The sequence below is a fragment of the Microbacterium sp. NPDC060117 genome, assembly GCF_042729315.1.
Lineage (GTDB): Bacteria > Actinomycetota > Actinomycetes > Actinomycetales > Microbacteriaceae > Microbacterium.
In genome coordinates, this window is the sequence record NZ_JBHWXR010000002.1 from 106,838 (window position 1) to 129,470 (window position 22,633).

Sequence of the window (22,633 nt, forward strand, 5' to 3'; positions counted from 1 at the left end):
CATGGAATCCCGTTCTCTGCCCGTTCCGGACGGACTCGACGGCGTCCGCGTCGATGCGGCGCTGGCCAAGATGCTGGGCTTCTCCCGCACCTTCGCGGCAGAGGTCACCGAAGCCGGAGGTGCGGCGCTCGACGGCGTCGTCCTGGGCAAATCGGACAAGCTGCGCGCCGGTGGCTGGCTCGACGTGGAATGGGCCCCCAAGCAGGAGGTCCGGATCGAACCCATCGCGGTGCCGGACCTCGGCATCGTCTACGACGATGACGACATCGTGGTGGTCGACAAGCCCACCGGCGTCGCCGCGCACCCGTCTGTGGGCTGGGAGGGGCCGACCGTGGTCGGCGCTCTCGCGGCGGCCGGCTTCCGGATCGCCACCAGCGGCGCCCCGGAACGGCAGGGCGTCGTGCATCGCCTCGACGTGGGAACCAGCGGGCTCATGGTGGTCGCGAAGACCGAGGACGCCTACTCGGCTCTCAAGCGCGCCTTCAAGGAGCGGACGGTCGAGAAGATCTACCACGCTGTCGTGCAGGGACACCCGGATCCGCTCGCCGGCACGATCGACGCGCCGATCGGGCGGCACCCGAGCCACTCCTGGAAGTTCGCCGTGATCCCCGACGGCAAGCCCTCGGTCACGCACTACGAGACGCTCGAGGCCTTCCCGGGCGCATCGCTGCTGGAGATCCACCTCGAGACCGGCCGGACGCACCAGATCCGGGTGCACATGGCCGCCCATCGCCATCCGTGCGTGGGTGATCCGCTGTACGGCGCGGACCCGACCCTGTCGGCGCGGCTGGGCCTGACGAGGCAGTGGCTGCACGCGCACCGGCTCGGGTTCGCCCATCCGATCACCGGGGAGTGGGTGCAGACGGAATCGCCATACCCCGCCGACTTCCAGCATGCGCTGGACGTGCTCCGCGACGAGGACTGAGCAGCGCGGTCTGACACCTCGGGGTCAGAGGGGCAGTTCACCCGTCGCCGAGACCACGCCGTCGAGGGTCGCCTCCAGGAACCGGACGACCACCTCCGGATTCTCATCCCGGTCGATGACCAGGCTGATCAGGGTCTCCTCGGTGAACGACACCCACGAGCGCAGAGCGACGCGCAGCCCCGGCGTGTCCGGGGCGCCGAGCTCGGTGAACGCGTCGAGAAGACGCTCGGCATTGAGGTCACGCGATTCGTCCACCACCCGGCGGACGGCGGGATCTCCGCTCGCGATGCCGCGCACGAGAGAGTGGAACGTGCCCTGGTGCTGGCGCACGAACTCCGTGATACGCAGGAGCGTGTCGCGCACGCGCGCCCGGGGTTCCAGGTCGTCGCGCGGCTCCGAGGCGAGCAGCAGGCTGTCCCTCGCCATGGTCACCACCGCGAGGTGCATGCCCTGCCGGGTCTCGAAGTAGTGGAACAGCAGAGGCCGCGACACTCCGGCGCGCTGGGCGAGCACGTCCATCGTGAGCTCGTCCAGGGAATGCTCGGCGAGGAAGTTCACTCCTGTCGCGACGAGCTGCGCACGACGCTCCTCGGGCGTGAGTCGGGCACGTCGCAGGTCGGGCATGTCCCGAGCCTAGTGGGGCGGGGCGGCCGCCGCGTCCAGTATTGACTCTGAGTCAACGGGCAATATACTCGACCAGTGAGCGTCGCCACCGCAGTCGGCGCACTGGAGGAGGATCGATGAAGTTCCCGAAGTCCGAACGCGTCCGCAAGCTCGGGTCGTCCCACGCCGGTCGTATCGCTCTTGTCGCGATTCCGGCGGGAGTGGTCGCCGCAGCGTTGATGGGCGGTGTCGCTCAGGGCGCCGTGCCCGTGTCGTTCGCCGTCTCGGGAAGCCAGTTCCAGATCGGAGCCTCCCAACTGGAGGGATCCGGCTTCTCGCAGTACGCAGGCGTCGCGAAGGACACGGAGGGCAAGGAGCACACCGTCGCCATCGCGAACATCAAGAGTGCGACCCTCAGCGACCTCTGCCAGTCCGTGATCACCGACACGCCCCTCGGCAAGGTCGGGGTGCTCATCAAGGCGGGCGGCAACGGAAACCCGGCATCCGCCAGCGATCTGCAGATCGGCATGACCGGGCTCAAGGGCGACGCCTCCTTCGGAGCGATCCGCATCGGCGTGGACGCGTCCACCGTGAACACCGAGGCGAAGGGGACGGCGGGCGACTTCGCTCAGGACGCCGACACCGTCTCGATCAAGAATCTGCAGCAGACGGCCTGGAGCACCCAGGCTTCGGTGTTCACCCTCACGGGTATGACGCTGGAGCTGACGGACGGTTCGCAGGGATGCTTCTGAACGGCACTCCGATGACCGATGAGACGAGCGCGTCGGGGTCCGCGCGGCGCGATCGTCGTGATGCCGAGGCTCCGGGGTTGAGGCCGGTGCGTCCCGAGCCCTCGCCCGATGTCGATCCCCACGGCGCCGACGATTCCGTGGATGCGGCCAGCATGTCCGCGGATGAGACGGCCGTACGGGGGTTCCGGCACTGGCGGCGTCAACGCCCCTTCATCGGGGGGCTGCTGGTGGCGATCGGCGGCGTGGAGATGTTCTTCTCCGGGCAGCTCGACATCGGCCATCTGCACGTGCAGCTCGGCATCGAGGGACTGCAGGCGACGATCATCCCGATCGCACTGCTGCTGCTCGGGATCCTCGCGATCACGATGCCCGCTCACCACGTCTTCTACGGCATCCTCGCGCTCGTCGTCGCCATCTACTCGCTGATCGGGGTGAATCTCGGCGGCTTCATCGTGGGGATGCTCCTGGCGGGCACCGGGGCTGTGCTGGTCGTCGCCTGGATGGGGCCCCGCGATCCTGCGCCCGCGGGCGAGCCAGAGGAGGGCGCATCGTGAGGCCGCGGCGTCGCCACGCTGCCGTGCTCCTGGCATCGCTCGCCCTCGTCGCCCCACTGACCCTGGGGGCCGCCACGGCTCCGGCGTCAGAGCCGACAGGGCTGTGCATCCCGTTGCTCTGGTGCCCCTCGCCGAGCCCGTCGCCGACGACGCCCCCTCCGACGTCGGGAACGCCCGGTTCTCCGGTGCCGGGACTGCCGGCGCTACCGGGAGCTCCGGCGACGCCCGGTGCCACGGCGCCCGGCGCTCCGGGTGCAGCGGCGCCCACACCTGCACCGACGCCGGTCATCGCCGCCAAGGACGAGAGCGCGCCGGTCTTCACGAAGACCCCGGCCTCCATGGGCTCCCAAGGGCTGTCGTTCACCGGGCTGAGCGGCATCGCGATCGTGGATGTACCGACGATCGACGGCGGCACGGTGCGCGCGCTGAAGATCTCTGCGGACTCGATCACGATCACCGGGTTCTCACTCACGGTCCGTCCGCCGGACAAGGCCGGACTGGTGACGAACGCCGACACCATGACCCTCACCGGGCATGTGAGCGTGTACCTGGGCTCGATCACGGCGACCACGCAGGACGGCCGTGGACTGACCCTGGGGACCGACACGCCTCCGCCCCTGGACGATGTCAAACCCGGCCTGCTGCGCGTCACGATGGGCCTCGTGGGCACCGTCGCGGACTCGATCAGTTACACGAACACCGACCAGCGCATCGTCGAGCCGTGATGTCGGCCCTCCGGGGCAGACTGGGAACATGAACATCGAGGTTCGCCCCGCCACCGTCTTCGACGACGTCGCGACGCTCGTGGGGCCGAAGAACCCGACATCGCAGTCCTGTTTCTGCCTGAGTTATCGGATCCCCAGCAAGGAGAGCCAGGCGCTGCGCGGCGAGGCCAGAGCAGCGAGGGTTCGCGAGCTGTGCGAACAGGATCCCTCTCCGGGCGTGATCGCGTACCTGGACGACGAGCCGGTCGGCTGGGCGGCGGTGCACCCGCGCAGGGACACGTCGTTCGCACGAAACCGACTGATCCCACACGTCGACGATCTCGACGTCTGGTCGCTGTGGTGCTTCCGCGTGCGCCCCGGTCACAGGAAGCAGGGGATCTCACACGCGCTCATCGAGGGAGCCGTCGACTATGCACGGGGCCGCGGCGCGCCGGCGATCGAGGGATACCCGGTCGACAACCAGGGTGCCAAGGTCGATCTCACCATGGCCTACGTCGGTACCCGCGCGCTGTTCGAGTCCGCCGGCTTCACCAAGGCGTCCGACACCGGATCCGTGATCAACGGGTTCCCCCGGGTGCTGATGCGTCTTGATCTGCGTTAGGCATCGAGCGGCGGGGAGTGCTCAGGTCCGCGGCGGGCGCCCGCCGCGGAAGTGCGCGGGGTCGTCCTCGGCCACGGCGAGGGCGATCTTGCGGACGTGGGCATCGTCGACGTCGCCCATCGCGGCGAGGTCGTAGAAGCCGACCTCGGTGAGTTCGCCGTCGGCAGGGTGCGGTTCGCCCGAGATCCAGGCGCAGCGGAACACCAGATCCAGGTAGTCGACCTCGTCGCCGTTCGCATAGGTCACCCGAGGGAGCTGCTGCACGAGGGCGAGCCGCTCGACTTTCACCACCACGCCGGCCTCCTCGAGGCACTCCCGCGCGGCGGCGTCGGCGGGTTCTTCGCCCGGCTCGACGATTCCGGACACCGCCTGCCAGGCGCCGTTGTCGGCCCGCCTGCCGAGCAGCACCTTCTCGTCGCGGAACACGATCGCGGTAACGCCGACGAGGCTCAGCGGGGCGTGGCCGATGTGCTTCCGAAGCGCCAGGACGAAGTCGGGGGTGGTCATCGGTTCAGCGTATCCGGTGTCTTCTGAACCGATTGGCTGGCGGAATACCGTTCGGCGGGCGGAATCGGCCCGATCCGCCTGCCGAACGGCACAACTCCAGCCAGACGGATGTGGATCGCCGGAGCGCATCCTTCCCCAGGCCTTCAGCCCGGGTGGGGACGTCTCAAAGTCTGACCAGAAACGTAGACTCGAAGGCATGGCATCAGACTCCTTCGTCCACCTGCACGTGCACAGCGAGTACTCGATGCTGGACGGGGCTGCGCGCATCGGGCCGCTCGTGCAGGAGGCCGTCGCGCAGGGCATGCCGGCCGTCGCGGTCACCGACCATGGCAACACGTTCGCCGCGTTCGAGTTCTACAAGGCGGCCCAGGCTGCCGGCGTCAAGCCGATCATCGGCATCGAGGCCTACGTCACCCCCGGCACGCACCGCAGCGACAAGTCGCGCGTGCAGTGGGGCTCGCCCGAGCAGCGTCGCGACGACGTCTCCGGATCCGGCGCATACACGCACATGACGCTGCTCTCCGAGACGACCGAGGGCATGCACAACCTGTTCCGCCTCTCCTCGACCTCGAGCCTGGAGGGCTACTACTTCAAGCCGCGCATGGACCGCGAGATCCTGCAGAAGTACTCCAAGGGTCTGATCGCCACCACCGGTTGCCCCTCGGGCGAGATCCAGACCCGGTTGCGTCTGGGGCAGTACGACGCGGCCCGCGCCGCCGCCGCAGAGTTCCAGGACATCTTCGGCAAGGAGAACTACTTCGCCGAGATCATGGATCACGGCCTCGAGATCGAGCGTCGCGTCACCGGCGACCTGCTGAAGATCGCGAAGGACCTGGGGATCCCGCTCGTCGGGACGAACGACCTGCACTACACGCACCAGCACGACTCGACCAGTCACGCCGCACTGCTCTGCGTGCAGTCGGGCTCGACCCTCGACGACCCGAACCGGTTCAAATTCGACGGCGACGGCTACTACGTGAAGTCCGCCGCGGAGATGCGCCAGGTCTTCCGCGATCACCCAGAGGCATGCGACAACACGCTGCTCATCGCCGAGCGCTGCGACGTCTCGTTCAACACCAGTGCCAACTTCATGCCGCGCTTCCCGGTCCCGCCCGGAGAGACGGAGGAGAGCTGGTTCATCAAGGAGGTGGAGAAGGGCCTCCAGTTCCGCTACCCGGGCGGCATCTCCGATGCGGTGCGCAAGCAGGCGAACTACGAGGTCGAGGTCATCTCGTCCATGGGGTTCCCTGGCTACTTCCTCGTCGTCGCCGACTTCATCAACTGGGCCAAGGACAACGGCGTGCGCGTGGGTCCCGGACGTGGATCCGGCGCCGGATCCATGGCGGCCTACGCGATGAAGATCACCGACCTCGACCCGCTCGAGCACGGCCTGATCTTCGAGCGCTTCCTCAACCCCGACCGCGTCTCGATGCCCGACTTCGACGTCGACTTCGACGACCGTCGTCGTGGTGAGGTGATCCAGTACGTCACCGAGAAGTACGGCGACGAGCGCGTCGCGCAGATCGTCACATACGGCACGATCAAGGCCAAGCAGGCCCTGAAGGACGCGGGCCGCGTGCTCGGCTTCCCGTTCAGCATGGGGGAGAAGCTCACCAAGGCGATGCCGCCCGCGGTGATGGGCAAGGACATGCCGCTGGACGGCATGTTCGATCCGCAGCACCCGCGGTACAAGGAAGCCAGCGAGTTCCGCGTGGTCATCGAGTCGGACCCCGAGGCGAAGACCGTGTTCGACACGGCCCTGGGCCTCGAGAACCTGAAGCGCCAGTGGGGCGTGCACGCGGCCGGCGTGATCATGTCCTCGCACCCGCTGATCGACATCATCCCGATCATGAAGCGCGAGCAGGACGGCCAGATCGTCACGCAGTTCGACTATCCATCCTGCGAGTCCCTCGGCCTGATCAAGATGGACTTCCTGGGGCTCCGCAACCTCACGATCATCTCCGACGCCCTTGCGAACATCCGGATGAACCGGGGTGAGGAGCTCGTGCTCGAGGACCTCGCACTCGATGACCGGCCGTCCTACGACCTGCTCACCCGCGGTGACTCGCTGGGCGTGTTCCAGCTCGACGGCGGTCCGATGCGCGCACTCATGCGTCTGATGAAGCCGGACAACTTCGGCGACATCTCGGCCCTCATCGCGCTGTACCGCCCGGGCCCGATGGGCGCCAACTCCCACACGAACTACGCGCTGCGCAAGAACGGTCTGCAGGAGATCACCCCGATCCACCCGGAGTTCGCCGAATCGCTCAAGGACATCCTGGAGGAGAGCTACGGCCTCATCATCTACCAGGAGCAGGTGATGGCGATCGCGCAGCGCGTGGCAGGGTTCTCCCTCGGTCAAGCCGACATCCTGCGCCGCGCGATGGGCAAGAAGAAGAAGTCGGAGCTGGACAAGCAGTTCGAGGGCTTCCAGGCCGGAATGCACGCGAACGGCTACTCGGACGGGGCCGTGAACGCGCTCTGGGAGATCCTGCTGCCGTTCTCCGACTACGCCTTCAACAAAGCCCACTCCGCGGCGTACGGCGTCATCTCGTACTGGACCGCGTACCTCAAAGCGCACTATCCCGCCGAGTACATGGCCGCGCTGCTCACGAGCGTCGGCGACTCCAAGGACAAGATGGCGCTGTACCTGAACGAGTGCCGGCGGATGGGCATCAAGGTGCTGCCGCCCGATGTGCGCGAGTCGATCAACTTCTTCGCGGCCGTCGGCGAGGACATCCGCTTCGGCCTCGGCGCGGTGCGCAACGTCGGATCCAACGTCGTCGAGGGCATCGTCCAGGGGCGTCAGGAGGAGAACTTCGCGTCGTTCCACGACTTCCTCAAGAAGGTGCCGCTGCACGTCGCGAATAAGCGCACGGTCGAGTCTCTGATCAAGGCCGGGGCGTTCGATTCGATGGGCGACACCCGCCGGGCGCTGGTGGAGATCCATGAGGACGCCGTCGAAGCGTCCGTGGGGCAGAAGCGCAACGAGGCGCAGGGCGCGATCGGGTTCGATTTCGACAGCCTCTACGACGAGATCGAGGAAGTCGCGCCGCCCAAGGTACCGGTTCGTCCGGAATGGACGAAGAAGGACAAGCTCGCGTTCGAACGCGAGATGCTCGGGTTGTACGTCTCCGACCATCCGCTCGCCGGGCTCGAGGTGCCGCTCGCGAAGCATGCCTCGATCGCCATCAACAGCCTGCTGGAGTCGGAGGATCTGCAGGACGGCGACCAGGTCACCGTCGCAGGGCTCGTCACGAGCGTCCAGCACCGCGTGGCCAAGGCGAGCGGCAACCCCTACGGCATGATCACCGTCGAGGACTTCGGCGGCGAGATCACCATCATGTTCATGGGCAAGACGTATCTGGAGTTCCAGAGCACGCTCCAGCAGGACACGATCCTCGCGGTGCGCGGGCGCGTCTCCCGCCGCGACGACGGCATGAACCTGCATGCGCAGTCGGCGTTCACTCCCGACATCGGGTCCTTCGACGCCGCCGGCCCGCTGTCTCTGCTCGTCCCGGAGCAGCGCGCCACGGAGCGGGTCATCGAGGATCTGGCCGACGTGCTGCGCCGGCATGCCGGCGAGACCGAGGTCATGCTGAAGATGCATCGCGGCGGCCGCGCGAAGGTGTTCGAAGTGCCCATGCCGGTGACTGTCACGGCGGACCTGTTCGGCGACCTGAAGTCGCTGCTCGGCCCGCAGTGCCTGGGCTGAGCCGGGAACCGCGCTTCTCTGCCCGAGCACGCGCCCGCTGTCGCGCAGGCGCAGGCCGCTCAGGGGGTCCCCACCGCCGCCAGGTAGTATCTGGTCCCGTTCGACGGCCGAAGTCCCCAGCGGCCGCACGACGAAAGGAAGTACTGATGACCGGCGACGTCCCCTTCGCTGAGATGGCGCAGGACGAACAGGATCCGACATCGAGCACTCTCGCTCCGTCCGACACGGAAGTCGACGACGCGCCCCTGCCGGCTGCGGCTCCGCAGCAGGGCTGGTTCGGTTTCACGCTGCGCGAGTTGATCGTGATCGCCGCATGGGTGATCGCGTTCGCGCTGTCCTTCGTGCCTGGTGCCGGCAGCGTCCTCGACGCCTCGGCGACCGTCTGGACGATGAACGGCGCCTGGGCACTGGCGATCGGCGTGCCCACCGCGGCGGCGTTCCTCATCGTGCTGCGACGCCTCTCGCCCGAGGGGATCCGCCGGGTCGGCTCCCTCGGCATCGATCAGTTCGCCTCGGTGGCCTTCTCCGTCGCCCTGGTCAGCTGGGCCGTGATGCTGTGGCAGCAGCTGGATCTCGTCGCCGCGACCCGGCGGTCTGCGCTGGTCACGTGGCCGCTGTGGCTGGAGATCCTGCTGATGCTGGTGCTCGTCGGCGTCACCGTGTTCGCAACGCTCATCCCCGGGATCCGCGAGGACTTCGAGGACCGCATCGAGACCCTCGCGCACCGCAACGCGAACCCGGTGCGTCCGGTGTTCACCCGACCGCGGCCGGTGCGGGCGAGGGGAAGCATCTCCGACCCGCAGAACGAGGACGACGTGGATCCGGGTCTGCTGCACGAGAACGAGGTCGGAGCCGCAGGGCATCTCTCCGCCACCGGGGTCACCGGCGCGGTGGTCCAGGGAGAGGCGGGCTACGTGCCGGAGCACCATCGTGAGTCCTTCCTCGTGTCGGAAGAGAACGACGTTGCGGCGTCTGCGCACGGGGAGACATCGGTCGCGGTGGAGACGGCGATGCCGGCCGCCGACGCCCCGTCCGATGTCGTGCCGGCCGACGATGCGCCGACCGAGGCGATTCTGGACTCGGCTCCCGTGGATCGCCAGGCCTCCGTGGCGCCGGCCTCCGCGGAGGACCCGCAGGAGCAGGGCGAGCCCGCCACCCGGGCGGACGCCCGGCGCGCCGTCGCCGATGTCGAGGAAGCGACGGAGTCGGGGCCCGAAACGGACGCCGCTCGCGGATCCGAGCAGGAGCCGGACGCGGCGACCGCGCCGCACGACCTGTCCGACACCATGACCGAGGTGCTCGGCGAGCTGCTCGAACCTTCGGCGGACGAGGTCGCCACGCACGCGGTCGACGTCGTGCCGCAGAACGACGGCCGCGAGGTCGCTTCGGGGTCGGCGGGGCAGGGTGAGCAGCCCCAGCCGTTCTGGGCGCTCGCGCCCGACACGCGGGCAGTTCATGACGCACGCGGAGACACGATTTTCACGATCGGGCCCGATGCGTGGATCCTTGTTCTCGAGGATCGCGGCGGCGCCTTCGTGGTGCGCCACGACGACGGTCGCGTGGGCTACCTGCACGACACCGAGAACATGACCCGAGGCTGAGGACGCATGCAGACGATCGACCTGAGGGGTCGCACCCTCTCCACCGCCGAGATGCTGGCCGCCGTGCCGCGCGCCACGGCTGCCCGCGCCGAGGCCCTGGCGACCGCCACCGCGATCGTGGAGGACGTGCGCGTCCGCGGCGAAGAGGCGCTGCGCGAGCAGGCCGAGCGCTTCGACCGGGTCAGCGGGCACGCGATCCGAGTCCCTCGAGAGCACCTCGACGAGGCGCTCGCCGGAGTCGACCCGCAGGTGCGCGAGGCGCTGGAGGCTGCGATCGATCGCGTGCGCCAGGGTTCTGCCGCGCAGGTGCCCGCGTCACAGGTCACCGAAATCGGTCCGGGCGCGCGCATCGTCCAGCGCTGGCAGCCGGTCGGCCGGGTCGGTGTCTACATCCCCGGCGGCAAGGCGCCGCTCGCCTCGAGCGTCGTGATGAACGTGGTCCCTGCCCAGGTCGCCGGCGTCGACAGCATCGCGCTGGCCTCCCCGCCGCAGGCGGACGAGGACGGCCGCATCCACCCGACCATCCTGGCCGCGGCGGCTCTGCTCGACGTGGACGAGGTCTATGCGATCGGCGGCGCCGGCGCGATCGGCGCGCTCGCACACGGCGTCGCGGCGATCGGACTCGACCCGGTCGACGTGATCTCCGGCCCGGGCAACAACTATGTCGCCTCCGCCAAGCGCGCCGTCGCCGGTGTCGTCGGGACGGACTCCGAGGCGGGTGCGACCGAGATCCTCGTCGTCGCCGACGCCAAGGCCGACCCTCGTCTCATCGCTGCCGACCTGATCAGCCAGGCCGAGCACGATGAGCAGGCCTCCGCCGTTCTCGTTACGGACTCGGCGGAGCTCGCGGACCGCGTCGCGGCCGAGGTCGCGACGGCCGCTGCCGTCACCCGGCACAGCGTGCGCGTGCAGACGGCGCTCGACGGCCCCCAGTCGGCGATCGTCCTGGTCGACGATCGTGCTGCCGCCGTGGCGTTCAGCAACGCCTACGCCCCCGAGCACCTCGAACTGCACCTCGTCGACGCCGAGGAGGCGGCCGCCGCCTTCACGAGCGCCGGCGCCGTGTTCGTCGGAGACCAGACGCCGGTGAGCCTGGGCGACTACATGGCGGGCAGCAATCACGTGCTCCCGACCGGGGGACAGGCGCGCTACGCGTCCGGCCTCGGCGCCTACACGTTCCTCCGCCCGCAACAGGTGATCTCGTACGACCGTGATGCGCTGGCGCGTGCTCGCAAGGGCGTCGTGGCGCTCGCCGACGCCGAGATCCTCCCGGCCCACGGCGAGGCCGTCGAGGCCCGGTTCACAGCCGCGGCCGCGCCCGCCGCGGTGGCCGGGGCGTAGGCTTTCTCGAATGCACTGCCCGTTCTGCCGTCACCCGGACTCCCGCGTCATCGACTCGCGCACGAGCGATGACGGTCTGTCGATCCGTCGTCGCCGTCAGTGCCCGGAGTGCGGCGGACGCTTCTCGACGACCGAGACCGCGAGCCTCAACGTCATCAAGCGCTCCGGCGTGATGGAGCCGTTCAGCCGCGAGAAGGTGATCTCCGGCGTCCGCAAGGCCTGCCAGGGCCGCCCCGTCACCGAGGCGGATCTGGCGATCCTCGCGCAGCGCGTCGAGGAGGCCGTGCGTCAGACCGGCGTGTCTCAACTGGACACCAACGAGATCGGCCTGGCCATCCTCGGCCCGCTGCGGGATCTGGACGAAGTCGCCTACCTCCGTTTCGCGAGCGTCTACCAGGCGTTCGACTCCCTCGAGGACTTCGAGGCGTCGATCGCCGAACTGCGTGCCGACCATCACAGGACGGCCGCGCACACCGCGCTCTGAGCGACAGGTCGGGATCAGGGTCCGGACCCCGGTAGCCTGGCAGGGATGTATCCTCTGCTCTTCCGCCTCGTCCTCGCGCGCTTCGATCCCGAATTCGCCCACCATGCCGGCATGGTCGTGGTGCGGATCCTCGGCGTGCCGCCATTCTCCTGGGTGGCGCGTGCGCTGACCCGCCCCGCCGCGGGCGACGAGGTGCACGCGCTCGGGCTCACGTTCCCCACCCCGTTCGGCATCGCCGCCGGATTCGACAAGAACGCCGTCGGCGTGCGCGGGCTGTCCGCGCTCGGCTTCGGGCATGTGGAGGTCGGGACGATCACGGCCATTCCGCAGCCGGGCAATCCCAAGCCCCGCCTGTTCCGCCTCATCCCCGACCGCGCCGTGGTGAACCGCATGGGCTTCAACAACGCCGGTGCGGAGGCTGCGGAGAAGCGGCTCTGGAAGCTGCGGCGGCGCCGGCCCTCCGCCGTCATCGGCGTCAACATCGGCAAGAGCCGCGTGGTCGCCGTCGAGGACGCCACCGCGGACTACGTCGCATCGGCCGTGCGCCTCGCGCCGCTCGCCGACTATCTCGCGATCAATGTCTCGTCTCCGAACACGCCGGGCCTGCGCGGGCTGCAGGCCGTCGAGACCCTCGCGCCGCTGCTGCGCGCGGTGAAGGTCGCGGCGGGTGCGACCCCGCTTCTGGTGAAGATCGCCCCCGATCTTCCCGACGACGAGGTCACCGCGATCGCGGAGCTGGCCGTCGCCGAAGGGCTGGATGGGCTCATCGCCACCAACACCACGATCTCGCGCGAAGGCCTCACCACGGATCCGGCGAAGGTCGTCGCGGCGGGGGAGGGCGGTCTCTCCGGCGCGCCGCTCAAGGAGCGTTCGCTCGCCGTCCTGCGCCTCGTGCGCGACGCCGTGCCCGCCGACTTCTGCGTGATCTCGGTGGGCGGCATCGAGACGGGAGCCGAGGTGCGGGAGCGACTCGACGCCGGTGCGACCCTCGTGCAGGGCTACACGGCGTTCCTGTACCGGGGGCCGCTCTGGGCACGCCAGATCCGCGCGGGACTTTCCGGCCGCTGATCCCGTTCGGCGAGCGGTGCGGGCCACGCCGTACACGAAGAAGGATCCCGGCGCGTCGCGCACGGGATCCTTCTCTCATGTCGAGGGGGTCCGGATCAATCCGGGTACTGCCCGCGCTTCACCTGGGGCTTCGGCAGCCGCATGAAGCGCATCTGCAGCGACCGCATGGCGGCATACCAGGCCAGGCCGCGCTCGCGCTTGTCCTTGCCGAACTTGTCGGCGATCCGACGGTTCACGCGGATGCCGAGGAAGACCATGTCGATGATCGCGATCGCGATGAAGCCCCACAGGCCGATGAACGCCCAGTAGGCGACCAGGGTGTTCGGGATCAGAGACACGACGATCACGACGACCATGAGGGCCATGATCCACTCGCTGACGTGCCAGCCGGCGTCGACGTAGTCCCGCACCCAGCGCCGCTGCGGGCCGCGGTCGCGGACGGGGAGGTACTTCTCCTCGCCGTTGGCCATGCCGACGCGCTGGCGCTCCTGACGGACGCGCAGGTCGGCGCGGGCCTGCGCCTTGGCCTCCTTGGTGTCCGGCACGAGAGGGCGGCGTCGGGCGGCCTCCTGCTCGGCCCGCGTCGGCGTACGGCGCCCCTTGCCGCTCGCGTCGGCGGAGGAGGAGTCCTCTGGTGCGGGGGTGGGAGTGCTGGGCACGAAGGCTCCTGATGTCGAGAGAGCGGGAAAAGGGTGTTCTCTAAGATTACCTGCATGACTTCTCCCTCCTCCTCGGTCACCGCACCCGGTGACGTCGAAGCCGCCGTCACCGCAGCCGTGAGCACCGGGATCCCCGCCGCGCTCAGCGATCTCGGCACCCTCGTGCGCATTCCCGGGGTCGCCTGGCCCGCGTTCGATCAGACCCAGCTCGTGCGCAGCGCCGCGGCGATCTCCGAGCTCGTCGAAGCCACCGGCGTGTTCGACAGCGTGCGCGTGCTGCGGGCCGCGATCCCCGGCACCGACGAGGTCGGGCAGCCTGCGATCCTGGCGCGCCGCGCCGCGCGCAACGGCAAGCCCACGATCCTGCTCTACGCGCACCACGACGTGCAGCCCCCCGGCGACGACGAGCTGTGGGAGACCCCGCCGTTCGAGCCCACCGTCCGTGACGGACGTCTGTACGGTCGCGGCGCCGCCGACGACAAGGCCGGGATCATGGCGCACATCGCGTCCATCCGCGCGGTCGCGGAGACGCTCGGCGACGACCTGGACCTCGGGATCGCGATGTTCATCGAGGGCGAAGAGGAGTACGGATCCCGTTCGTTCGCGCAGTTCCTCAGCGACAACGAGGACGCCCTGCGCGCCGACGCGATCGTCGTGGCCGATTCGGGCAACTGGGACTCCGCCACGCCGGGTCTGACGGTCTCACTGCGCGGCGCCGTGCGATTCACCCTGACTGTGCGCACGCTCGACCACGCCTCGCACTCCGGCATGTTCGGGGGAGCGGTGCCCGATGCCATGCTCGCGACCATCCGGCTGCTGAACACGCTCTGGGACGAGAACGGATCCGTCGCGGTCGAGGGCCTCACGGTGCGCGACGCCGCCACGCCCGAGTACAGCGAGGAGACGCTGCGCGACGAGACCGGGCTGCTGCCGGGCGTCACGCCCATCGGCGACGGCACGATCCTCAGCCGCATCTGGAACAAGCCCTCGGTCACCGTGATCGGGGTGGACGCCACCTCCGTGGCCGCCGCGTCCAACACGCTCGCACCGGAGACCACCGTCGTGCTGAGCTGCCGCATCGCGCCGGGGCAGAGTGCGGACGACGCCTACGCCGCGCTGCAGACACACCTGCGCGCCCATGCGCCCTTCGGTGCGGAGCTCTCCTTCTCCGACGCCGATCTCGGCAACCCGTTCCTGGTCGACACGAGCGGCTGGGCCGTGGGGCTGGTGCGCGGCGCCATGGCGGACGGCTACGGCACCGCACCCGTCGACCTCGGCATCGGCGGATCCATCCCGTTCATCGCGGACCTCGTGGAGCGCTTCCCCGGCGCGGAGATCCTCGTCACCGGCGTGGAGGATCCCCACTCGCGCGCCCACAGCCCCAACGAGTCGCTGCATCTGGACACCTTCCGCCACGCCGTGGCCACCGAGGCGCTGCTGCTCACCCGGATGAACGAGATCACCCTCTGACGAGTCAGGGCGCATCGATCGCGGTCACGGCCGGTCGCGATCGATGCCGCCCTCGTGCGCGGCGGTAGACTCGAAGCACGGGAACCGTGCCAGTGCACGGCCGATCCAAGGAGCGACATGAGCGACATCACCCTCACCCCCGAGACCACCGCCCACGGCGTGAAGCTCACCGACGCCGCCGCGGCGAAGGTGAAGAGCCTGCTGGAGCAGGAGGGTCGCGACGACCTCCGCCTGCGCGTCGCCGTGCAGCCCGGCGGATGCTCCGGCCTGATCTATCAGCTCTACTTCGACGAGCGCTACCTCGAAGGCGACGAGACCGTCGATTTCGACGGCGTCGAGGTGATCGTCGACAACATGAGCGTGCCGTATCTCGACGGCGCTGCGATCGACTTCAAGGACACCATCTCGGAGCAGGGGTTCACGATCGACAACCCCAACGCGCAGGGCTCCTGCGCCTGCGGCGACAGCTTCCACTGACCCGCGGAATCCCTTCTTCCACCCCTGCGCCAACCACGCCGAACCTGCGTGGATGGCGTGAATCGGGTGTGAGGTTGCCCTAGACTGGGGTAGCCCACGTCCGTGATCTGAAAGGTGCATCGTGCCCTCGAAACGCCGCCTTCGTTGGGCCGCACTCCCCTTGGGAGTAGCGGCAGCCGTGGCCCTCGCGGGATGCTCTCCCACAGAGCTCCACGGATTCCTTCCGGGCTTCGTCGCCGATGGCACACCGGCCACCAACCAGACCGATCGGGTCGCCGCGCTCTGGGTCAACTCCTGGATCGTCCTGCTCATCGTCGGCCTCATCACCTGGGGTCTGATGGGCTGGGCCGCGATCGCCTACCGGCGTCGCAAGGGGCAGACCGGCCTGCCGGTGCAGCTGCGCTACAACATGCCGATCGAGATCTTCTACACCCTCGTTCCGCTGATCCTGATCTTCGGCATGTTCGCCTTCACGGCGCGTGATCAGACGATCATCGAGACGCAGTACGACAAGCCCGATGTGTCGATCACCGCGATCGGCAAGCAGTGGGCGTGGGACTTCCAGTACGACGGCACGGAGAAGGACAACTCCGACGCCGTCTGGACCATGGGCGTCCAGGCCCAGCCCGACAAGGCCGGCAACATCGATCAGGCCGCCCTGCCCACTCTGTACCTGCCGGTCGACAAGAAGGTGAAGATCACCCTCCAGTCGCGCGATGTCATCCACTCGTTCTGGATCATCGACTTCCTCTACAAGAAGGACATGTACATCGGCAAGGACAACTCCTGGTCGTTCACGCCGACCCGTGAGGGCACCTACCAGGGCAAGTGCGCCGAACTCTGCGGCGAGTACCACTCGATGATGCTCTTCAACGTGAAGGTCGTCAGCGACGCGGAATACCAGTCGTACCTGACCAAGCTCAAGGACGAGGGCAACACCGGCGACATCACCGACGCCTACGACCGCCTCACCAACTTCCCCGGCACCGGGAAGCCCGCGACTGACTCGGAAGCGAAGTAAGCAGAATGACGAGCACTCTTCCCGACACGTCAGAGACCGGCGCGCGTCCGACGACGATCCCGCCGCGTCAGGCGGCTCTGCTCAGCTCGACCCGCGTCGAGCAGAAGGGCAACATCGTCGTCAAGTGGATCACCTCCACGGACCACAAGACGATCGGATACATGTATCTGATCGCTTCGGTGCTGTTCTTCCTCCTCGGTGGCGTGATGGCCCTCATCATCCGCGCTGAGCTGTTCTCGCCGGGCATGCAGATCGTGCCGACGAAGGAGCAGTACAACCAGCTGTTCACGATGCACGGCACGATCATGCTGCTGATGTTCGCGACCCCGCTGTTCGCGGGCTTCGCGAACGCGATCCTCCCGCTGCAGATCGGCGCCCCCGACGTCGCGTTCCCGCGTCTGAACGCCTTCGCGTTCTGGCTCTTCCTGTTCGGCTCGACCATCGCGGTCGCGGGCTTCCTCACGCCGCAGGGCGCTGCCTCGTTCGGCTGGTTCGCCTATCAGCCGCTCGCGAGCGCGTCGTTCACCCCTGGCGCCGGCGGCAACCTGTGGATGCTGGGACTCGGCATGTCCGGTTTCGGCACGATCCTCGGCGCCGTGAACTTCATCACCACGATCATCACCATGCGCGCGCCGGGCATGACCATGTGGCGCATGCCGATCTTCTCGTGGAACACGCTGATCACCAGCCTCCTGGTCCTGATGGCGTTCCCGGTGCTGGCCGCCGCCATGCTGGCCGCCGCGGCCGACCGCGTGCTCGGCGCGCACATCTACGACCCCGCCAATGGTGGCGTCCTCCTCTGGCAGCACCTGTTCTGGTTCTTCGGCCACCCCGAGGTCTACATCATCGCGCTGCCGTTCTTCGGCATCGTCTCGGAGATCTTCCCGGTGTTCAGCCGCAAGCCGATCTTCGGATACAAGACCCTCGTCTACGCGACGATCGCGATCGCCGCGCTGTCCGTGGCGGTGTGGGCGCACCACATGTACGTCACCGGCGGTGTGCTGCTGCCGTTCTTCGCACTGATGACCATGCTCATCGCGGTCCCCACGGGCGTGAAGATCTTCAACTGGATCGGCACGCTCTGGCGAGGATCGGTCACCTTCGAGACGCCGATGGTGTTCGCCCTCGGCTTCCTGGTTTCGTTCGTCTTCGGCGGTCTGACCGGCGTGATCCTGGCGTCGCCGCCGCTGGACTTCTTCCTCTCCGACTCGTACTTCGTCGTCGCGCACTTCCACTACGTGGTGTTCGGCACGGTCGTGTTCGCCATGTTCGCCGGCTTCTACTTCTGGTGGCCGAAGTGGACCGGCCGCATGCTCAACGAGCGCCTCGGCTACGTGCACTTCTGGATGCTGTTCATCGGCTTCCACATGACGTTCCTCATCCAGCACTGGCTGGGCGTCGACGGCATGCCGCGTCGTTACGCCGACTACTCGGCGTACGACAACTGGACGTGGGAGAACCAGGTCTCGACGATCGGCGCCATCATCCTGGGCGCCTCGATGCTGCCGTTCTTCCTGAACGTGTGGCTGACCGCGCGCAAGGCTCCGAAGGTGACCGTGAACGACCCGTGGGGCTACGGCGCCTCGCTCGAGTGGGCGACGTCCTGCCCGCCGCCTCGGCACAACTTCACCTCGATCCCGCGTATCCGCAGCGAGCGTCCGGCGTTCGACCTCAACCACCCGGAGGCCGCCGAGCACCCGGTTGCTGCGGCCGCTGACGGAAAGGCCCACTGACCCATGCGCGACAACATCGTCCTGTGGTGGATCCTCACCGCGTTCTTCGCCTTCGTGGGCGTGACCTACACGGTCTGGAACCTGGTCGCGCACGCCGGTGAGCCGCCCGTGAAGGCGATCGAGTGGGTCGGCACCGTCGCCCTGTTCTTTGCCGCGTTCATGGGCGCTATGATCGCGTTCTACCTCGACCGCACGCACAAGGCCCAGGGCGGCACGCTGCCCGAGGACATCCTCACGAGCGACATCGATGACGGCGACCCGGAGCTCGGAGAGTTCAGCCCGTGGTCCTGGTGGCCGATCGTGCTCGCCGGTGCGGCCGCGGTCGGAATGATCGCGCTGGCTGTGGGCGTGTTCCTCTTCCCGGTCGCGCTGGCCATCTTCGTGGTCGCGATCGTCGGGTGGGTCTACGAGTACTACCGCGGGCACTTCGCCCGCTGAGCGGACTGCCGTGTGAGAAGGCCCTGGAGCACCGCTCCAGGGCCTTCTTCGTGTGTCAGCATCTTTTCCGGGTCCATGCAGCCGCTACGGATGCGGTGGTGTGAAGCCGTGGGAGCGCCGCCCGGGTGTGCTTCAGTGGAGAGTCAGGGCGTTGGCGCGATGTGCGTCCCCTGGTGGAAGCGCAGACGCCACTCCAGGCCGTCGTGCTCCCACAGGGACGAATGGCGGCTCGCGCCGGACGCTCCGGAGATCGTGTAGGTCAGCAGGGCATGCCGCCGTCCGAGACGCTCGATCGTCCAGTCTCGGGTCTCCTCGGGTGCAGCGCCGCGCTCTTCCGCGACGAGTGCGCCGATGATCGCCGATCGGGTCCAGAGCCTGCCGCTGCGACCGATCTCCCGGAAGTCCTGATGCAGGATCCGGTCCAGGGCGGCTGCATCGCCTCGGACCGCAGGGGAGTGCAGTGCGCTCTCCCGGGCACGGAGAGACTCCCGCAGCTCATCGTCGGGCTTGTGCGCCGCTGCGGCGTCTTCGGACTCGTCCGCCGCTGCGGTCCGGGCGTCGTGGATGTCAGGCACGTGAGCGCACGCGGGCCACCCCGGTGAGGGGATCCACAGGGCGCCGGTGCACGCCATCGGCGTCCGCGACGGGGTAGCCTTCGCGGACCCAGTACTCGAAGCCGCCGATCATGAGCTTCACGTCGTAGCCGAGCTTGGCGAACTCGAGGGCTCCCTTGTCTGCGGCGTTGCACCCGGGGCTCCAGCAGTAGACCACCACGGAGGTGCCCGGGGGGATCTCCCGCGGCGCCCTCTCGGCGATCTCGCTGTAGTGCATGTGGATCGCATCGACGACGCGTCCCTGCGCCCAGGCCTCGTCGCTGCGGACGTCGACGACGGCGAGCTGTTCGCCGGCCCTGCGGGCGGCGTGCACGTCGCTCGCATCGGTCTCGTGAGCGAGCCTTGCGGCGAAGTGATCCATGGCAGAAGTCATGCGGCCAGGCTACTCCGGGGACAGGTCCGGGAACGACGAAGGCCCCGTCGTGTGACGGGGCCTTCGATCGAGGTGGGGGAGCGGCCTACTCGCCGCCCTCCTTCGTCGGCAGCGACTCCGGGGCGAGCGCGGAGCTCGGCGTGTTCGGCGTCTCGCTGACGTGCGTGGTGTCGACCGGTGCGATCTGGTCCTCGCTCACACCGGCACGGGTGTGGGACGCCACGATCTCGTCGTGCGCGGCCTCGTCCGTGTCGTGCAGCGCGTGACGCTGGTGCGCGTCAGCTGCAGCGACCTCGGTCTGAGTGAGCGGCGAGAGACGATCCTCGAAGAACCAGCGCGACATCGAGGAACGCAGGTTCTGCGTCCACGGGATGCGGCCCTTGGCGTTCGGGCGGACCACGAGAGGCTCGTACACCTCGGTGTCGATGAGCTTCCAGCGGTCGTACACGTCGACCGGCTTGTGGACCTCGATGAACTCGCCTCCGGGGAGGCGCACGATCCGACCGGACTCGTAGCCGTGCAGGACGATCTCGCGGTCCTTCTTCTGCAGGGCGATGCAGATGCGCTTCGTGACGAAGTAGCCGAGCACCGGGCCGATGAACAGCAGAGCCTGGAGCGTGTGGATCACGCCCTCCATCGTCAGCGAGAAGTGCGTCGCGATCAGGTCGGACGAGGCCGCAGCCCACAGCGTCGCGTAGAAGATCACACCGGCCACGCCGATCGCGGTACGCGTGGCGGAGGTGCGAGGACGCTGCGCGATGTGGTGCTCGCGCTTGTCGCCCGTGATCCACGCCTCGATGAAGGGGTAGACGGCGACCAGCACGATGAACAGGCCCAGCACCAGCACCGGGAGGATGATCCCGAACGACCATGTGTGGTCGAGGAACACGACATCGAGGTTCGACGGCGCCAGACGCAGAGCGCCGTCCGCGAATCCGATGTACCAGTCCGGCTGGGTACCCGCCGACACGGGGGAGGGATCGTAGGGGCCGTAGTTCCAGATGGGGTTGATCTGGAACAGCGAGGCGATCAGCACGATCACGCCGAACGTGATGAACAGGAAACCGCCCATCTTCGACATGTAGATCGGCATCATCGGGTAGCCCACGACGTTCTCGTCCGTGCGGCCGGGGCCGGCGAACTGCGTGTGCTTGTTGATCACCATGAGCATGAGGTGCAGTACGACCAGGCCGATCACCAGGAGCGGCAGGATCAGGATGTGCAGCGTGTAGAGGCGTCCCACGATCTGGTCGCCCGGGAACTCGCCGCCGAACAGCATGAACGAGGTCCAGGTGCCGATCAAGGGCAGGCCCTTGATCATGCCGTCGATGATGCGGAGGCCGTTGCCCGAGAGCAGGTCGTCGGGGAGCGAGTATCCGGTGAAGCCCTCGGCCATGGCGAGGACGAACAGCACGAAGCCGATCACCCAGTTCAGCTCACGCGGCTTGCGGAACGCGCCCGTGAAGAACACGCGCAGCATGTGGACGCCGATGCCGGCCACGAACGTCAGCGCCGCCCAGTGGTGGATCTGACGGACCAGCAGGCCGCCGCGCAGATCGAACGAGATGCGCAGTGTCGAGTCGAGTGCGGCGGACATCTCCACGCCCCGCATGGGCGCGTAGGCCCCGGCGTAGTGCGTGGGCACCATCGACGCTTGGAAGAAGAACGTCAGGAAGGTGCCGGACAGCAGCACCACGACGAAGCTCCACAGAGCGATCTCGCCGAGCATGAACGACCAGTGATCGGGGAAGATCTTCCGGCCGAGCTCCTTGACGAAACCGGAGAGGCTCGTCCGCTCATCGATGTAGTTGGAGAGACCGCCGACGAATCGGCCGCCCAGGGGCGCCTCCGAAGGCTTCTCCGAGGACTTCTGCTCGGTAACAGTTGCGGTGCTCAATGACGCTCCCAGAAGCTCGGACCGACGGGTTCGTGGAAATCGCTCTGCGCGACGAGGTAGCCCTCGTCATCGACCGTGATTGGCAGCTGCGGCAGCGGGCGCGCCGCCGGACCGAAGATGACCTTGGCCTCTTCGGTGATGTCGAACTGCGACTGGTGGCAGGGGCAGAGCAGGTGGTGCGTCTGCTGCTCGTACAGCGCGACGGGGCAGCCGACGTGGGTGCAGACCTTGGAGTACGCGACGATGCCGTTGTACGCCCAGTCCTTGCGCGCCTCGGAGGGGTGGAGCTGCTCGGGAAGCAGGCGGACGAGCAGCACGATCGCCTTGGCCTTCTCCTCGAGGTAGCCGTCCTCGTGGCCGACCTTGCTGAGCGGCTCGGGGATCACGTGCACGGCGGAGCCCAGCACGATGTCCGCAGCGCGGATCGGCGTGCCGTCGGGGTCGTGCGCGAGACGCATGCCCTTCTCCCACATGGTGTGCTTGAGCAGCTGCACCGGGTCGCCCGCGATCGGGTTCTCGGGGGTGCTGTGCGGAGCCAGGCCGCGGAAGAGGGCAAGGCCGGGGACGACCGAGGCGACCACCGCGGCGATGAGCGAGTTGCGGATCATCACGCGGCGTCCGAAACCGGACTCCTCGTTCGCGTCGGCGAAGGCCTTGATCGCAGCCTCGCGGGTGGAGTCGCGGCCACGAGTGGGGTGGCGGTACTCGATGTGCTCGTGGTCCGCCATGATCGCCTTCGACCAGTGGATCGCGCCGATACCCAGCGCGAGCAGGGCGAGGGCGATTCCGAGGCCGATGAACAGGTTGTTGTAGCGCACATCGATGAGCGAGCCGCTCTCGATCGGGAACAACATGTAGGCGGCGACCGCCCAGATGCTGCCCGCGAGGGAGAGGTAGAAGAGCGTGTAGACCGTGCGGACCGCGGCGTTCATCGCCTTCGGATCCTGGTCGGTGATGCGCTCGCGGTGCGCGGGCAGCCCCGGGTTGTGCGCGGGGTCGCTGACGTCGACGCTCAGCCCGGCCGGTGCCTGATAGGTCCGGTCAAGAGCGTGCGGGTCGTCGTGTGCCATGGTTC

General features: G+C 68.2%; 22 protein-coding genes. 15 read left to right on the forward strand and 7 right to left on the reverse strand.

Going from position 1 to position 22,633, the window contains the following annotated elements; all coding sequences use genetic code 11:
• Position 1: 1 nt before the first annotated feature.
• On the forward strand, positions 2-925 hold the full coding sequence (locus tag ACFWCK_RS06640) for an RluA family pseudouridine synthase (protein WP_233309154.1): 924 nt from the start codon (positions 2-4) through the stop codon (positions 923-925).
• Between the two features lie 24 nt (positions 926-949).
• Here the strand turns inward: ACFWCK_RS06640 and ACFWCK_RS06645 are convergent, their stop codons facing one another.
• Positions 950-1,549, reverse strand: a complete 600-nt coding sequence (locus tag ACFWCK_RS06645) for a TetR/AcrR family transcriptional regulator (protein ID WP_378805131.1) — start codon at positions 1,547-1,549, stop codon at positions 950-952.
• Positions 1,550-1,665: 116 nt separating this feature from the next.
• Here ACFWCK_RS06645 and ACFWCK_RS06650 point away from each other — a divergent pair, with 116 nt between their 5' ends.
• The 4 genes from ACFWCK_RS06650 to ACFWCK_RS06665 all read left to right on the forward strand — a co-directional run bounded on the left by ACFWCK_RS06650 (position 1,666) and on the right by ACFWCK_RS06665 (position 4,160).
• Entirely contained in the window at positions 1,666-2,280 is a 615-nt protein-coding gene (locus ACFWCK_RS06650; RefSeq protein WP_233309156.1) for a DUF6230 family protein, read from the forward strand.
• A gap of 152 nt (positions 2,281-2,432) precedes the next feature.
• Positions 2,433-2,834, forward strand: coding sequence for a DUF6114 domain-containing protein (locus ACFWCK_RS06655; protein ID WP_233309157.1), 402 nt, complete (start codon positions 2,433-2,435; stop codon positions 2,832-2,834).
• Positions 2,831-3,559: a hypothetical protein gene (locus ACFWCK_RS06660; RefSeq protein ID WP_233309158.1), complete on the forward strand. Its 729-nt coding sequence runs from the start codon at positions 2,831-2,833 to the stop codon at positions 3,557-3,559. The genes ACFWCK_RS06655 and ACFWCK_RS06660 overlap by 4 nt, the downstream gene beginning before the upstream one ends.
• Before the next feature lie 28 nt (positions 3,560-3,587).
• Positions 3,588-4,160: a GNAT family N-acetyltransferase gene (locus tag ACFWCK_RS06665; protein WP_233309159.1), complete on the forward strand. Its 573-nt coding sequence runs from the start codon at positions 3,588-3,590 to the stop codon at positions 4,158-4,160.
• Between the two features lie 21 nt (positions 4,161-4,181).
• Here the strand turns inward: ACFWCK_RS06665 and ACFWCK_RS06670 are convergent, their stop codons facing one another.
• Positions 4,182-4,667, reverse strand: a complete 486-nt coding sequence (locus ACFWCK_RS06670; RefSeq protein ID WP_378805134.1) for an NUDIX domain-containing protein — start codon at positions 4,665-4,667, stop codon at positions 4,182-4,184.
• A 196-nt stretch (positions 4,668-4,863) separates the two neighbouring features.
• Between ACFWCK_RS06670 and dnaE the strand changes: the two genes are divergently transcribed.
• From dnaE to ACFWCK_RS06695, 5 genes are all read left to right on the forward strand, one after another.
• Positions 4,864-8,382 (forward strand): DNA polymerase III subunit alpha, encoded by a 3,519-nt coding sequence (dnaE, locus tag ACFWCK_RS06675; RefSeq protein WP_233309165.1) that lies wholly within the window; start codon positions 4,864-4,866, stop codon positions 8,380-8,382.
• 146 nt (positions 8,383-8,528) lie between these two features.
• Positions 8,529-9,983 (forward strand): hypothetical protein, encoded by a 1,455-nt coding sequence (locus ACFWCK_RS06680; protein ID WP_378805135.1) that lies wholly within the window; start codon positions 8,529-8,531, stop codon positions 9,981-9,983.
• Between the two features lie 6 nt (positions 9,984-9,989).
• The gene (hisD, locus tag ACFWCK_RS06685) at positions 9,990-11,324 is read left to right on the forward strand and encodes a histidinol dehydrogenase (protein ID WP_378805136.1); all 1,335 of its coding nucleotides are present in this window, start codon (positions 9,990-9,992) and stop codon (positions 11,322-11,324) included.
• A gap of 10 nt (positions 11,325-11,334) precedes the next feature.
• A complete protein-coding gene (gene nrdR, locus ACFWCK_RS06690) occupies positions 11,335-11,808 on the forward strand; it encodes a transcriptional regulator NrdR (RefSeq protein WP_233309168.1) in 474 nt (157 codons plus the stop codon).
• Positions 11,809-11,853: 45 nt separating this feature from the next.
• Positions 11,854-12,876, forward strand: a complete 1,023-nt coding sequence (locus ACFWCK_RS06695) for a quinone-dependent dihydroorotate dehydrogenase (RefSeq protein WP_378805138.1) — start codon at positions 11,854-11,856, stop codon at positions 12,874-12,876.
• 95 nt (positions 12,877-12,971) lie between these two features.
• Here ACFWCK_RS06695 and ACFWCK_RS06700 read toward each other — a convergent pair whose 3' ends face one another.
• Positions 12,972-13,535 carry a DUF3043 domain-containing protein gene (locus tag ACFWCK_RS06700; protein WP_233309170.1) on the reverse strand — a complete coding sequence of 188 codons (564 nt, stop codon included), beginning with the start codon at positions 13,533-13,535 and terminating at the stop codon, positions 12,972-12,974.
• Between the two features lie 54 nt (positions 13,536-13,589).
• Here ACFWCK_RS06700 and ACFWCK_RS06705 point away from each other — a divergent pair, with 54 nt between their 5' ends.
• From ACFWCK_RS06705 to ACFWCK_RS06725, 5 genes are all read left to right on the forward strand, one after another.
• On the forward strand, positions 13,590-15,005 hold the full coding sequence (locus tag ACFWCK_RS06705) for a dipeptidase (protein WP_378805139.1): 1,416 nt from the start codon (positions 13,590-13,592) through the stop codon (positions 15,003-15,005).
• 117 nt (positions 15,006-15,122) lie between these two features.
• Positions 15,123-15,482, forward strand: coding sequence for an iron-sulfur cluster insertion protein ErpA (gene erpA, locus ACFWCK_RS06710; RefSeq protein WP_233309172.1), 360 nt, complete (start codon positions 15,123-15,125; stop codon positions 15,480-15,482).
• A 121-nt stretch (positions 15,483-15,603) separates the two neighbouring features.
• Positions 15,604-16,503 carry a cytochrome c oxidase subunit II gene (gene coxB / locus ACFWCK_RS06715; RefSeq protein WP_233309173.1) on the forward strand — a complete coding sequence of 300 codons (900 nt, stop codon included), beginning with the start codon at positions 15,604-15,606 and terminating at the stop codon, positions 16,501-16,503.
• Between the two features lie 5 nt (positions 16,504-16,508).
• A complete protein-coding gene (gene ctaD / locus ACFWCK_RS06720) occupies positions 16,509-18,236 on the forward strand; it encodes a cytochrome c oxidase subunit I (protein WP_233309174.1) in 1,728 nt (575 codons plus the stop codon).
• Positions 18,237-18,239: 3 nt separating this feature from the next.
• Positions 18,240-18,674 (forward strand): cytochrome c oxidase subunit 4, encoded by a 435-nt coding sequence (locus ACFWCK_RS06725; RefSeq protein ID WP_233309175.1) that lies wholly within the window; start codon positions 18,240-18,242, stop codon positions 18,672-18,674.
• A 143-nt stretch (positions 18,675-18,817) separates the two neighbouring features.
• Here ACFWCK_RS06725 and ACFWCK_RS06730 read toward each other — a convergent pair whose 3' ends face one another.
• The 4 genes from ACFWCK_RS06730 to ACFWCK_RS06745 all read right to left on the reverse strand — a co-directional run bounded on the left by ACFWCK_RS06730 (position 18,818) and on the right by ACFWCK_RS06745 (position 22,628).
• Positions 18,818-19,249, reverse strand: coding sequence for a DUF4440 domain-containing protein (locus ACFWCK_RS06730; protein WP_378805141.1), 432 nt, complete (start codon positions 19,247-19,249; stop codon positions 18,818-18,820).
• Entirely contained in the window at positions 19,242-19,661 is a 420-nt protein-coding gene (locus ACFWCK_RS06735) for a rhodanese-like domain-containing protein (RefSeq protein ID WP_378805143.1), read from the reverse strand. The genes ACFWCK_RS06730 and ACFWCK_RS06735 overlap by 8 nt, the downstream gene beginning before the upstream one ends.
• An 85-nt stretch (positions 19,662-19,746) precedes the next feature.
• Positions 19,747-21,558: a cytochrome bc complex cytochrome b subunit gene (locus ACFWCK_RS06740; protein ID WP_233309178.1), complete on the reverse strand. Its 1,812-nt coding sequence runs from the start codon at positions 21,556-21,558 to the stop codon at positions 19,747-19,749.
• Positions 21,555-22,628: a ubiquinol-cytochrome c reductase iron-sulfur subunit gene (locus ACFWCK_RS06745; RefSeq protein ID WP_233309179.1), complete on the reverse strand. Its 1,074-nt coding sequence runs from the start codon at positions 22,626-22,628 to the stop codon at positions 21,555-21,557. The genes ACFWCK_RS06740 and ACFWCK_RS06745 overlap by 4 nt, the downstream gene beginning before the upstream one ends.
• Between the last annotated feature and the right edge of the window lie 5 nt (positions 22,629-22,633).

Coding starts and splice junctions, on each gene's coding strand:
- ACFWCK_RS06640 (WP_233309154.1), top strand. CDS start 2: ATGGAATCCCGTTCTCTGCCCGTTCCGGACGGACTCGACGGCGTCCGC.
- ACFWCK_RS06645 (WP_378805131.1), bottom strand. CDS start 1,549: ATGCCCGACCTGCGACGTGCCCGACTCACGCCCGAGGAGCGTCGTGCG.
- ACFWCK_RS06650 (WP_233309156.1), top strand. CDS start 1,666: ATGAAGTTCCCGAAGTCCGAACGCGTCCGCAAGCTCGGGTCGTCCCAC.
- ACFWCK_RS06655 (WP_233309157.1), top strand. CDS start 2,433: ATGTCCGCGGATGAGACGGCCGTACGGGGGTTCCGGCACTGGCGGCGT.
- ACFWCK_RS06665 (WP_233309159.1), top strand. CDS start 3,588: ATGAACATCGAGGTTCGCCCCGCCACCGTCTTCGACGACGTCGCGACG.
- ACFWCK_RS06670 (WP_378805134.1), bottom strand. CDS start 4,667: ATGACCACCCCCGACTTCGTCCTGGCGCTTCGGAAGCACATCGGCCAC.
- dnaE (WP_233309165.1), top strand. CDS start 4,864: ATGGCATCAGACTCCTTCGTCCACCTGCACGTGCACAGCGAGTACTCG.
- ACFWCK_RS06680 (WP_378805135.1), top strand. CDS start 8,529: ATGACCGGCGACGTCCCCTTCGCTGAGATGGCGCAGGACGAACAGGAT.
- hisD (WP_378805136.1), top strand. CDS start 9,990: ATGCAGACGATCGACCTGAGGGGTCGCACCCTCTCCACCGCCGAGATG.
- nrdR (WP_233309168.1), top strand. CDS start 11,335: ATGCACTGCCCGTTCTGCCGTCACCCGGACTCCCGCGTCATCGACTCG.
- ACFWCK_RS06695 (WP_378805138.1), top strand. CDS start 11,854: ATGTATCCTCTGCTCTTCCGCCTCGTCCTCGCGCGCTTCGATCCCGAA.
- ACFWCK_RS06705 (WP_378805139.1), top strand. CDS start 13,590: ATGACTTCTCCCTCCTCCTCGGTCACCGCACCCGGTGACGTCGAAGCC.
- erpA (WP_233309172.1), top strand. CDS start 15,123: ATGAGCGACATCACCCTCACCCCCGAGACCACCGCCCACGGCGTGAAG.
- ctaD (WP_233309174.1), top strand. CDS start 16,509: ATGACGAGCACTCTTCCCGACACGTCAGAGACCGGCGCGCGTCCGACG.
- ACFWCK_RS06725 (WP_233309175.1), top strand. CDS start 18,240: ATGCGCGACAACATCGTCCTGTGGTGGATCCTCACCGCGTTCTTCGCC.
- ACFWCK_RS06735 (WP_378805143.1), bottom strand. CDS start 19,661: ATGACTTCTGCCATGGATCACTTCGCCGCAAGGCTCGCTCACGAGACC.
- ACFWCK_RS06745 (WP_233309179.1), bottom strand. CDS start 22,628: ATGGCACACGACGACCCGCACGCTCTTGACCGGACCTATCAGGCACCG.